Source organism: Streptomyces sp. CA-135486 (assembly GCF_050936555.1).
In the GTDB taxonomy this organism is placed as follows: Bacteria; Actinomycetota; Actinomycetes; order Streptomycetales; family Streptomycetaceae; genus Streptomyces.
Map to the genome: position 1 here is coordinate 3,316,203 of NZ_JBNJMM010000001.1, position 11,505 is coordinate 3,327,707.

General features: G+C 70.9%; 8 protein-coding genes. 5 read left to right on the top strand and 3 right to left on the bottom strand.

Features of this window, described 5'->3' with window-relative positions:
• Positions 1-96 precede the first annotated feature (96 nt).
• Together ACQEVG_RS15075 and ACQEVG_RS15080 are read right to left on the bottom strand one after the other, a co-directional pair.
• Positions 97-2,883 (bottom strand): glycoside hydrolase family 2 protein, encoded by a 2,787-nt coding sequence (locus ACQEVG_RS15075; RefSeq protein WP_432982833.1) that lies wholly within the window; start codon positions 2,881-2,883, stop codon positions 97-99.
• 101 nt (positions 2,884-2,984) lie between these two features.
• Positions 2,985-3,278: a hypothetical protein gene (locus tag ACQEVG_RS15080; protein WP_432982836.1), complete on the bottom strand. Its 294-nt coding sequence runs from the start codon at positions 3,276-3,278 to the stop codon at positions 2,985-2,987.
• A gap of 189 nt (positions 3,279-3,467) precedes the next feature.
• Here ACQEVG_RS15080 and ACQEVG_RS15085 point away from each other — a divergent pair, with 189 nt between their 5' ends.
• The 4 genes from ACQEVG_RS15085 (at position 3,468) to ACQEVG_RS15100 (ending at position 9,575) form a co-directional block, all read left to right on the top strand.
• The gene (locus tag ACQEVG_RS15085) at positions 3,468-3,914 is read left to right on the top strand and encodes an SRPBCC family protein (RefSeq protein WP_432982839.1); all 447 of its coding nucleotides are present in this window, start codon (positions 3,468-3,470) and stop codon (positions 3,912-3,914) included.
• 74 nt (positions 3,915-3,988) lie between these two features.
• Positions 3,989-6,550 carry a SpoIIE family protein phosphatase gene (locus ACQEVG_RS15090; RefSeq protein ID WP_432982842.1) on the top strand — a complete coding sequence of 854 codons (2,562 nt, stop codon included), beginning with the start codon at positions 3,989-3,991 and terminating at the stop codon, positions 6,548-6,550.
• Positions 6,547-8,970 (top strand): SpoIIE family protein phosphatase, encoded by a 2,424-nt coding sequence (locus ACQEVG_RS15095; RefSeq protein WP_432982845.1) that lies wholly within the window; start codon positions 6,547-6,549, stop codon positions 8,968-8,970. Before ACQEVG_RS15090 ends, ACQEVG_RS15095 begins: the two co-directional genes overlap by 4 nt.
• Positions 8,971-9,101: 131 nt before the next feature.
• Positions 9,102-9,575 carry an SPW repeat protein gene (locus ACQEVG_RS15100; RefSeq protein ID WP_432982848.1) on the top strand — a complete coding sequence of 158 codons (474 nt, stop codon included), beginning with the start codon at positions 9,102-9,104 and terminating at the stop codon, positions 9,573-9,575.
• Positions 9,576-9,715: 140 nt separating this feature from the next.
• Here ACQEVG_RS15100 and ACQEVG_RS15105 read toward each other — a convergent pair whose 3' ends face one another.
• Positions 9,716-10,411 carry a type 1 glutamine amidotransferase domain-containing protein gene (locus tag ACQEVG_RS15105; RefSeq protein WP_432982851.1) on the bottom strand — a complete coding sequence of 232 codons (696 nt, stop codon included), beginning with the start codon at positions 10,409-10,411 and terminating at the stop codon, positions 9,716-9,718.
• Positions 10,412-10,528: 117 nt separating this feature from the next.
• On the opposite strand from ACQEVG_RS15105, the gene ACQEVG_RS15110 reads away from it, so the two are divergent.
• Positions 10,529-11,482, top strand: coding sequence for a LysR family transcriptional regulator (locus tag ACQEVG_RS15110; RefSeq protein ID WP_432982854.1), 954 nt, complete (start codon positions 10,529-10,531; stop codon positions 11,480-11,482).
• The last annotated feature ends 23 nt before the right edge of the window (positions 11,483-11,505 follow it).

The window sequence follows — 11,505 nt, forward strand, 5'->3', positions numbered from 1 at the left end:
CTGCCGGATGACGCCCCGATCAAGGAAGTCCGACCGTGCAAGGAGTCCGACCGCGCCCACCAGCCGCTGGGCCGCCGGCCCGACGACCACCCGGGCTCAGCGGCCTCGGCTGCTGAGCGCGGAGGCCGGCACCGTCTTCGTCGGAGTGTTCCAGCCGGAGATCCGCAGCCGAGGTGTGGAACCGTGCAGATCGGCGGTGCGGTAGGTGGCCGTGAGCGTTGCCGACTCGCCGGGCCAGAGGCTCACCTGGTTGTCGGACCATTGCACGGGCAGCACGGGCACGCCGTCGGCATTCACCAGATGGACGTCGGTGAGCAGCGCCGGCGTCTTGCCGCCTCCCGTGTTGCGTACCGTGACCGTGGTCGTGGACGTCCCGTCGCCGCCCGCCGCGGTGCTCGCCGTCGTGGACACGGTCGCCCGTGCCATCGAGGACAGTCCCTTGAGGTCGGCGTAGGCGGTGGTGGGCGTGTAGTACCAGTCGGTGTTGTTCCAGTCGAGGACATCGGTCTTGGTGGAGAGCCAGTAGACGTTACGGCTCACCTCCTTGCCCCCGCCGTCCGTGAGCACCAGCTTGGCCAGATACGTCGTGGACAGACCGGCGACGGACGAGGGCAGGGTCAGCGCGGTGGTCTTCGCGCCGTCGCCCGCCACGGTCAGCGCGGACGCGGTCCTGTCGTACTTCTCGGCGCCGTCCGTGGTGAAGAGCGTCACGCGTGCGGTGAGGCCCGAGGCGGCGGCGTGGCGGTTGTTCACGACGACCACCGACCGGTTGTCGTAGGAGTACTGGACGTGCAGCGGCTCATTGGCCCTCTTGGCCCCGAAGTAGGCGCCACCCTGGTCCAGACAGCGGTCGAGCAGCTGCCAGTGCAGGGAGGTCCAGCCGCTGTTGAACATCCAGTACACGACCCCGGTGGAGGGCTTCGCGGCATCGGTGGCGTTGCGTCCGTACGACTCGAACTGCGCCCGCACATTCTCGTACTGGGCGAGCTGCGCCTTGCGTACGTAGTCGTCGAGGCCGGTGGCCGCGCCGTACCGTCCCGCCAGGGCACTGCCGTAGATCTTGAGTGTGCTGAAGGTGCTCGAAGGGGAGCGGTGGTACTGCTTGGCGGACGGGTTCTTCCACAGGGTGTCCAGCTCCGCCGGGGACATCATGCGGCGCAGGGTGTCGAGCGTGGGGATGTCGGGGCCCGCGCTGGTCTCGGAGTTGAAGCCGGTGGCCCCGCCCTCGCGCTTGGCGTACCAGTAGTTCGGTGGGACCCAGTCGTAGGGGCCGGTCATCTTCATGCCCGAACTGCCCGAGATCGGCGATGACTTGTCGGATGCCGCCGCGACGACCGGGGTGGACCAGTCGGCCGCCTTGAGGGCGTCGAGGTAGTTCTTCTCGATCGTCGCGTCGGGGGCGAAGTCGCTGCCGATCAGGAAGGAGATGACGCTGGGGTGGTCGCGCAGCCGGGCCGCCTCCGCGGCCATCGAGGCCTTCGCCACCGGATAGTCGGCGGCGCCCCACTTGTCCCCGGCCTCGCTGCCGTTGTTGTTGCCCTCCCATTTGTCGCAGCATTCCCAGCCGGGCAGGGTCAGCACGCCGTAGCGGTCGGCGAGGTCGAAGAACTCGTCCGGCTCGATGTGTCCTTCCAGTCGGATGGTGTTGAGCCCCAGGTCGAGGGCGTACTTCAGCCGATCCTCGACGTACGTACGGTCCCAGCGCAGGAACTCGTCGGGGGACCAGCCGCCGCCCTTGATGAGCAGCGGGCGGCCGTTGACGCTGTACTGGCGGGCGCCGTCGTTGTTCAGCGGCGCCTTCACGTCCCGGATGCCGAACGTCTTGTGTGCGCTGTCCGAGACGGCTCCCGAGACGGTGGCACTCACATCGAGGTCGTACAGCGGCTGCTCGCCCATCGAGGCGGGCCACCACACGCGCGGTGCGCGCAGGCGCAGTTGCGGGTAGCCGGCCGGGGCGAACGTGACCGTCTTCGTCTGGTGCGCGGCCAGCGAGACGTCCTGGCTGAAGGTGGCGTCACCGACGGTGCCGGAGACGGTCGCCGTGACCGGGTTCGCCGATTCGTTGCGGGCCTGCGCCTTGACGGTCACATCGGCGGAGGAGAGCGAGGGCACCGCGAGGTTGGTGACCACGTGCGTGTCGCGCAGCGCCACCGGGCCGCCGCGGCGCACCAGTACATCGCGCGCGATGCCCATGTTCTCGTCGGGCGGGGGCTGGATCCAGTCGATCCAGCCCATGGTGAGGTTCTTGTTGGGCTCGTTGGGCTGGACGCGGAACGCGACGGTGTTGGTGCCCGCCCTGACCAGGGCGGTGACGTCCAGTTCATGGTGCGTGTACGCACCGGCGACCGCGCTCTTGTCCGCGACCTGGCTGCCGTTGACGTACACGTCGGCGGCGGAGATCACTCCGCTGAAGTCGAGGTAGGTGCGCCCTCCTTGCCCCCCATCGGGCAGGACGGGCCCAGAGGTATCGGTGACGGTGAAGTCCGAGCGGTACCACCACGGGACCGTGAAGTCCGCGGCCGGGATCTTCTTCTGGTTGGTGGAGTAGAACGGGTCCGCGTACTTGCCATGGGCGAGGAGGGCGGCGAGCACCGTGGAGCGTGGTCCGGTCGGATACCAGCCAGTGGCCGGGTAGCCGGGGCTCGAGACCGCGGCCGGTGGGTCCGAGACCTTGGCCGTCGACTGGACGGCATAGCCGGTCAGCGCGGTCGTGCTGCCCGGCGCGGCGGGGACTGTGGTCACTGCCGGGCGGCGGGCCCGATGTCCGGCCCCGTCGGTCTGTCCGGCGTCCGCGGGCGACGCACTCGTGTGGAGCGCGAGAAGCAGGCCGAGGACGGCGGCCACGACGGTCAGGCGCCGGGACAGGGCGGGGCGGTGGGCCACGGTGGTCTCCCAGAGGTCTGTTCGGAGCGTCCGCGCGCGCGAACCCGCCCCCCGGCGCACCGGCCGGGTCGCGGGCTCGCCCGCCGCTGCTCCCGCCGTCGCTACTGCACAGCGGGCAGCAGCCCGGTCACCGGCGCGCCCAGGTCGGTGAGCTGGTGCAGCTCGTTCACCTTGCCGAGCCCGTCGAGGCCGCCCAGCCCGCGGGAGACCGACGGCACCTCGGCACGGTTCTCGGCGGGAAGGGGGCTCGCGGCGAGGTCGTCGACCACGCCCGTGACGGACACCGGCTGCATGAGCCGGCCCGGGGCGTCGGCGGCGCTCGCGGCCGGCGCGGCGAGTGCGGAGGCGCCGGTGGCGAGAGCCACGGCGGCGAGAAGGCGATGAGTCTTGGTCATGCCCTGAGCAACGGCCGGGGCCACGGGCGGACACGGCCGTCCGGCACGCCTCACCCACCGGCGGCCATGGGCGGGTGAACGGCGTCGAACGTGCGCGGGCGGGCCGCGCGAGTCTGCCGGACGGCTCCGGGCGCCTCTGGGAAGATGCCCGCACACCGCAGCCGGGCACGAACGATCAGTGGAGGAAGCATGGCCGGTCAGTTCGAGGGAACGGTCGAGATCGACCGCCCCGTCGAGGAGGTCTTCGCCTTCCTCGCCAACGGCGAGAACGACCCCAAGTTCAGCCCCCGGGTGCAGCAGATGGCGAAGACGACGGACGGCCCGACCGCGGTCGGAACCGTCTACAAGAGCACGGTCAAGGACGCCGGGATGACGACCCACAGGGAGTTCCGGATCAGTGAGTTCGTGCCGTCCAACAGGATTCGCTGGACCGAGCTGTCGAAGAATCTCGTGACGGCGACCGAGGGCGGCTACGACCTTGAAGCCACCCTCGAGGGCAGGACCCGGCTGCGTGTCTTCAACCGCCTGGAGGGCCATGGCATCGGCAAGCTGCTGGTGGGTCTCGCGCTGAGCGCGGCACGCAAGGACGCCGACGCGTTCGCGCGGCGGATCAAGGCGGCTGTCGAGGCGTCCTAGGTGTGCTGTCCCGGGACGTGCCGGGCCCGCGTACCACGCGGCTTCGGCACGGCCCGCCGAGCGGGCCGACTGAGATGCGCTGCACTGCCGCCGGGGAGCATGCTGGCTGTGTGACCTGGTACCGCGCGGCCGGGCAATTGCCGCTGAGCGAGAGCGGGGCGATGTCCGAGAGACCGACACCCGAGAGGCCAAGGGGCATCGACCGAGTTCCGGACGAATTGCCCCTGATGCTCGCGCAGACCACCGTAAGGGCGATCGAAGGGGTCGGCGGATACGCCGGCGGCGTCTATCTGCGCTCCAGTACGCCGGGACTGCTGCGGCTGGCCGTGCTGGCGGGGCTGCCCGGCCGGCTGTTCCGGCCCTGGTGGCGTATGCATGTGAACCGGCCGTTCCCGGTGGCCGAGGCCCACCGTTCGGGACAGGCCATCCATCTCGCGGACGCCGAGGAGGCCATGCGGCGGTTCCCGCAGCTCATGGCGGGGCTGCCGTTCCCGTTCGGCTCGCTGTACGCGCCGGTCGTCAGCGGCCGCGAGAGGTTCGGGGTACTGGCGGTGCTCCGTGCGGCGACGCCCGGCACCCCGGTGAGCCATGCCGACCGGCTGCGGCTGCACAATGCCGCGAAGTGGCTCGGCGCCGCCCTCGCCCGACTGTCCGACGACGGCAGGACCGTCGAATGGGACGGCGAACCGGTGCCCGTCCAGTTGCCCACCGTCACCACGACGCCGGTGCGCGTCGGCAACGTCGAATGGAACCTCGACCGCGGCGTCGTCAGCGCCGACGACGAGCTGTACGGGATTCTCGGCGTCGATTCGGCGACCGGCGCCGACGCCTTCGAGGCACTGGCCGAGCGGCTTGCGCCGGAGGACGTGTACGGCCTGTGGATCGTCGCCCGCCAGGTGGCCGAGTCGGGCACGCCGACCTCGCACAGGATACGGCTCCAAGGCCCTGACAGCCGGCCGCATCTGCTGGAGTTCTCCTGGCGTGCGGACCGGCCCGGCGGCGGCCCGGGCACCCGGCTGACCGGCTCTCTGGTGGACCTCGGCACCGGGCCGATCGTCGGTGAGGCGACCGACCGGCTCCCGCGCGGCGTCTTCTCGCTCGACCGGCTCGGGCGGATCACCTACCTCAACCACAGCGCGGAGACCCTCCTGGGCCGCCCGCAGGCCGAGCTGGTAGGGCGCGTTCTGTGGGAGGTCGTGCCCTGGTTCGACAACGACGCCTACGAGGATCACTACCGGGCCGCCCTGCTCTCCAGCGACCCCGTTCACTTCCTGGCCCGTGGCGGGGCCGATGACTGGGTGTCCGTGTCCCTCTACCCGGGGCACGGCGGACTGACCGCCACGCTCACAGCCGCGGAACAACCCCCGTACAGGCCCGGGTCCATGGTCCTGCCCGGCACCGGACTCGGCTCCACGGCCGACCAGGCGCCGGCACCGTACCGCCCGGTCGCCCTGGCCATCGCGCTGACCGAAGCCGTCACCGCCCGCCAGGTGTCCGCCGTGGTCACCGAGGAACTGTTGCCCGCCTTCGGCGGCCGTCAACTGGCGATCTACCTGATGAGCGAGAGACACCTCTATCTGGCCTGGGAGACCGGCTTTCCGCAAGGCTTCCTCTCCCCCTTCGACGGCGTGGGGCTCGACGCCCGGCTGCCCGGTGTCGAGACGCTCACCTCCGGCCGCCCCATCTTCTTCGAGTCCATGGAGCGCCTGGCCGAGGCCTATCCGGGCATCCCCATGGACGCCAATGTCGGCGCCAGGGCCTTCCTGCCGCTGATCGCCTCCGGACGCCCGGTCGGCACCTGCATCCTGGGCTTCGACCAGCCGCGCGACTTCAGCGCCGAGGAGCGCACGGTGCTGACCGCCCTGGCCGGACTCATCGCGCAGGCTCTTGAGCGGGCTCAGCGTTACGACACCGAGGCCGCCCTCGCCCGCGGGCTGCAGGACGCCCTGCTGCCGCACCGGCTGCCCGTGCTGCAAAACGTCGACACGGTGGGGCGCTACCTCCCCGGCACCCAGGGCATGGAGGTGGGCGGCGACTGGTACGACGTCGTCGAGACCGACCAGGGGCTGGCCCTGGTCATCGGCGACGTGCAGGGACACGGTGTCTCCGCCGCGGCCACGATGGGGCAACTGCGCAGCGCCGTACGCGCCTTCGCGCTCAGCGGGCACGATCCGCAGGAGGTGATGAGCGGCACCAACGGACTGCTCATCGACCTCGATCCCGGCCAGTTCGCCAGCTGCTGCTACGTCCTCCTCGACCCGGAGACCGGCTCCACACAGGCCGTGCGGGCCGGGCACCCGCAGCCCCTGCTGCGGCACCCCGACGGCGGGACCGACGTACTCGACCTCCGCGGCGGCGTCGTGCTCGGCGTCGACGTCAAGGCCGCGTACCCCGTCACCGAACTGTTCCTGGAGCCGGGCGCGGTGCTCGCCCTGTACACCGACGGACTGGTGGAGGAGGCGGGAGTGGACATCGACCTCGGCATCGACCGGCTGCGCAGCACGCTCGAAGCCGAGATCGGCTCGGCCTCGCTCGCCGAGACGGCGGACCACCTCATCCGAAAGGCCACGCAGGCCCCGGACCGGCCCGATGACATCGCGCTGCTCCTGGCCGCCCGATGGGCGGAGGCCTCATGAAGCGCGAGGCAGCTGCCACGAGCGCGCTGAACGCCCTCGGGGACAACGGCCTGCGCGGCCCGCTGGATGTCACGCGAGCGGCCGCGGCGGTGCTGGACGCCGACGACACGATCGTCGGCTGGGGTCCGAAGGCGCAGGGGCTGCTGGGATACCCGCCCGAGGAAGTGCTCGGGCGCCCGATCGACAGCCTGCTGGTCGGCACTGCGGGAGGGCAGCACGCGGTCGTGGAGCGTGACGGCACCCGCACGCTCGATATGCGGCACCGGGACGGCCACACCGTCCGGGTGGTCTCCGCGGTGCTCTCCGTGTCCCACGACCGGGCCGGCCCCGCCCGGCTGCTGGCGATCGCCGATGCGGAGGAGACCGAGCAGTGGGAGGCGCAGCAGTCCATGCTCCGTGGGCTGGCCACCGAGTCACCCGTCGGTCTTGCCATCTACGACACGGACCTGCGCGTGGTCTGGACGAACGCCGCCCTCTATCAGGAGATGGGTAACTCGGAGTATCTGGGCCTGGGCCCGGACGAGATGGTGAGCCACGGCAAGGTCCTGTCCACGCGGTATCCGCCGACGCTGGAGGAGATGATGCGACAGGTGCTCGCCACCGGTAAGCCCGTCATCGAACTCCACTACCGCGGCCGCCCGCCCGTGGACCCCGACCGCGACCATGTCTGGTCCTGCTCGTACTACCGGCTGCAGGACGCCAAGGGCGTCTCGCTGGGAGTGTGCGAGGAGACGGTGGACATCACCGACCGCTATCTCGCGCAGCAGCGGCTGGATCTGCTCGTACGCGCGGGCGGACACGTCGGCACGACCCTGGAGATGGCCCGCACGGCGCGCGAGCTCTCCGCGGTCGCCGTCCCGCAGTTCGCCGACGCGGTCACGGTCGACCTTCTTGAGGACGTCCTGGAAGGGGATCAGCCGCCCTTGGCCAATGTGTGGACGGGAAGCCTGATCCGGGTGGGGGGAGGGCACGGCACCGGGGAGACACAGCCGGGGGAAACACCGCCCGCGGAGCGGGAGCGGATCGACTACCCGGCGGACTCGCCCCAGGCACGCGGCCTGACCCTGGGCAAGCCGGTCCTGGAACACCCGACGGACGAGCGGGGTGAGGAGCTTCCGGGCTCGCGGCTCGTCGTCCCGCTGCGGGCCGAGGGGGCCACGCTGGGCATCGTCACGTTCGCGCGGGACCGGAACCACGACCCGTTCGACATCGGCGAGCTGGCGGTGGCCGACGAACTCGTCGCCAGGACCGCGGTATGCATCGACAACGCCCGCCGCTTCACGCGGGAGCACACGGCCGCACTGATGCTCCAGCGCAGTCTGCTGCCGCAGAATCTGCCGAGGCTGAGCGGACTCGAGCCGGCGTACCGCTATCTGCCCGCGGACGTCATGGCGGGGGTCGGCGGCGACTGGTTCGACGTGATCCCCCTGTCGGGCACGCGGGTGGGTCTTGTCGTGGGGGACGTGGTCGGGCACGGCCTGCGCGCCGCAGCCACCATGGGCCGGCTGCGGACCAGCGTCCGAGTGCTGGCTCAGCTGGATCTGCCGCCCGAGGAGCTGCTCGCGCGCCTGGACGACCTGATCGGGCAACCCGCCGACGAGGGGGCGACCGCCCCCCTTGAGCGCGATGCGCCACCCCACGACGAGGCGCTTGGGGTGACCTGTCTGTACGCGGTGTACGACCCGGTGACCGGGCTGTGCCGGATGGCGCGCGCCGGGCATCTCCTCCCTGCCGTCGTCGACCCCGCGACCGGCTCGGTCACCTTCCCCGAGCTTCCCGCGGGCCCGCCGCTGGGTCTGGGCGGGCTGCCCTTCGAGGGCGCGGAGCTGGAACTGCCGGAGGGCAGCCTCATCGCGCTGTTCACGGACGGCCTGGTCCGGGGGCGGGGCCGGGACCTCGACTCCCAACTGGGCGAATTGCGCGCCGTGCTCACCGAGCACCGCCGCCCACTGGAGGAGTTGTGCGACCGGGCCGTGGCGAAGCTGCTGCCGGGGCCCGTGGACGACGATGCCGCGCTGCTTCTCGTACGCACGCAAACCCTGGGAAGCCACCAGGTGGCCGTGTGGGAGCTGGCCCCCGATCCGGAGGAGGTCGGCCGTGCGCGGGACCTGGTCTGCGAGCAGGCCGTCGCCTGGGGCCTGGACGAAGACCTCGTCTTCACCACCGAGCTGGTGGTGAGCGAGCTGGTCACCAATGCCCTGCGGTACGCCTCGGGACCGATTCAGCTGCGGCTCATCCGCGATCGGACGCTGATCTGCGAAGTCTCCGACACCGGACACACCTCACCGCATCTGCGGTATGCCGGCAGCGACGACGAGGGCGGTCGCGGGCTCTTCCTCGTTGCGCAGTTCACCCAGCGGTGGGGCACACGCCATACGCCCGCCGGCAAGACCATCTGGACCGAGCAGACGCTCCCCTGAGCGGGGCGCCGGCCTGCCGGGGGAGCAACGGCGAAAGGTGCTTGTGCGCCTGCTGTTGACGGGAATGCCCAGGCAAGCGTATATCGGAGATAAAGGGCACATAAAGGCTTCTGAATAGGAGGCGGCCCGTAATGACCACCCACCCCAGCATCGAGCAACATCCCGATCTGGCCGAGATGCGCTCCCGGTTCGAACGAATGACCACCACCCCCCGTGCCCAGGCGATTGAGGCGCTGGCCCTGCTGACGGGCCTGTACCTCGCCGCCTCGCCGTGGATCGTCGGGTTCAACGGCCTCAGCACGCTGGCCGTGTGCAACCTCATCACCGGCGCCGCCTACTGCCTGTGCATGGGCGGGTTCGGCTCGGCCTATGAGCGGACCCACGCCATGGCCTGGTGCGCCATTGCCATCGGAGCATGGACGATCGTCTCTCCATGGGTCGTGGCAGGCAACGTCGACATCACCCGAACGATCGTCAGCAACGTCATCGTGGGCGCCGTGGCCCTGCTGCTCGGCCTGGCGATGGCCGCCATGGATGTCCGCCGCAGCACCGGCATGGCCGCCCGCGGGGCCCGTGGGGACATGAACCTGGACCCGATGCGCTGACGCGCCGGTACGGAAGGGAAGGCTTCGATCAAGGCTTCGATCACTGAGGCGTGGTGGGGTGCGGTGTTCGCACCCCACCTTCGCGTGTGGACGCCAAGTGCATGGACGCCGGCGCGCGTGGATAGGGAGCGGGACCGGTGTCAGCCCAGCGCCTTGAGGATCTCGACGGCCAGCGGGGCGGCCGAGGACGGGTTCTGGCCGGTGTGAAGGTTGCGGTCGGTGACCACGTGCACAGCCCACGGCTCGCCCTCCTGGAAGTCCGTGCCGATCTCCACCAGCCGGTCCTGGAGCAGCCACTTCGCCCTGTCCGCGAGGCCCGCCTGGGTCTCCTCGGCGTTGGTGAAGCCGGTCAGCCGGTAGCCCGCGAACGGCGATGTGCCGTCCTCGCGCCGCGCGGCGAGCAGCGCGGCCGGGCCGTGGCAGACCACGCCGAGCGGCTTGCCGGAGTCCAGGGCCGCGGTCAGCAGGGCGCCGGAGCGGGTGTCGACCGCCAGGTCCTCCATCGGACCGTGCCCACCGGGGTAGAAGACCGCCGAGTAGTCGGCGAGATCGACGTCCTCCAGCTTGAGCGGCTCCTTCAGGGCGGCGATCTCCGCCAGGGCCGCGGTCACGGCGGCGGCGCCGTCCGGGCCGCCGTTGACCTCGGGGGCCAGGCTCGCGTTGTCCACGGTGGGGACGACGCCGCCAGGAGTGGCGACGACGATCTCGTGGCCCGCCGCGGTGAAGGCCCGGTAGGGAGCCACGGCCTCGTCCGCCCAGAAGCCGCTGGGGTGCCGGGTGCCGTCCGCGAGCGTCCAGTGGTCGGCTCCGGTCAGTACGAACAGGATCTTCGCCATCTCATATCTCCGCTGTGCGTGACGTCTCGTTGTTGTTACCGAATCTAGGTCTCAGTTCCATTCGAATCCAATAGGCTCACCACCATGACCCATAGGAAATCCAATGGATCGATGGGAATGCCGGAAACGGCAACGCCGGAGGCGGGAACACAGGAGGCGACCGCGAACGGTCCGCTCGATCTGACCCTGCTGCGGACCTTCCTCGCCGTCCACCGGGCGGGCTCGTTCACCGCGGCCGCCCGTCTGCTCGGCCTGTCCCAGCCGACCGTCACCACCCAGATCCGCTCCCTGGAACGGCAGTTGGGACGCGAACTGTTCGGCCGGCTGCCCCGTGGCGTCACCCCGACCCCGGTCGCCGACGGGCTTGCCGCCCGGGTCGCGGCACCGCTGGACGCCCTCGCCGCCGTCGCCGACCGCGGACACCTCGACGAGAGCGTCCCGGCCGATCCCGTGCACCTCGCCGGCCCCGCCGAACTGCTCTGCGCCAGGGTTCTGCCCGCTCTCGCGCCACTGATCGAGCAGGGGGTACGGCTGCGCACCACAACGGGTCTCACTGACGAACTGCTCGACGGACTCCGCTCGGGCCACCACGACCTGGTGATCTCCACCCACCGCCCGCGAGGCCGCACCCTGACCTCCGTACCCCTGATGGACGAGGAGTTCGTGCTGGTCGCCTCACCCCTGTGGGCGGAGCGCATCGGCGAGGGCAGAATCGCGCACGAGGGGCCCGCAGCGCTGGTCGGCGTGCCCCTCGTGACATACGCGGAAGACCTGCCCATCGCCCGTCGCTACTGGCGTCATGTCTTCGGCACCCGGCTGACCGCGCATGCCGCACTCACCGTCCCCGATCTGCGCGGGGTGCTCTCGGCCGTCGCCGCGGGGGCCGGGATGAGCGTCCTGCCGCGCTACCTTTGCCGAGGCGAACTCGCGGCCGGCACGCTGGTGGCGCTGCTCACTCCGCAGGATCCGCCGATCAACACCGGCTATCTTGTCCAGCGCCCCGGGACCACCGACAACCCGCACCTCACGCTGGTTCGCGACCGGCTGCTGCGGGAGGCCCGCGACTGGTGAGCGCCGGGGTTCGGACGACCGGT

Bases quoted from the DNA above. Each gene is read 5' to 3' on its own strand.
- ACQEVG_RS15080 (WP_432982836.1), bottom strand. From the start codon at position 3,278: ATGACCAAGACTCATCGCCTTCTCGCCGCCGTGGCTCTCGCCACCGGC.
- ACQEVG_RS15085 (WP_432982839.1), top strand. From the start codon at position 3,468: ATGGCCGGTCAGTTCGAGGGAACGGTCGAGATCGACCGCCCCGTCGAG.
- ACQEVG_RS15090 (WP_432982842.1), top strand. From the start codon at position 3,989: ATGCGCTGCACTGCCGCCGGGGAGCATGCTGGCTGTGTGACCTGGTAC.
- ACQEVG_RS15095 (WP_432982845.1), top strand. From the start codon at position 6,547: ATGAAGCGCGAGGCAGCTGCCACGAGCGCGCTGAACGCCCTCGGGGAC.
- ACQEVG_RS15100 (WP_432982848.1), top strand. From the start codon at position 9,102: ATGACCACCCACCCCAGCATCGAGCAACATCCCGATCTGGCCGAGATG.
- ACQEVG_RS15105 (WP_432982851.1), bottom strand. From the start codon at position 10,411: ATGGCGAAGATCCTGTTCGTACTGACCGGAGCCGACCACTGGACGCTC.
- ACQEVG_RS15110 (WP_432982854.1), top strand. From the start codon at position 10,529: ATGCCGGAAACGGCAACGCCGGAGGCGGGAACACAGGAGGCGACCGCG.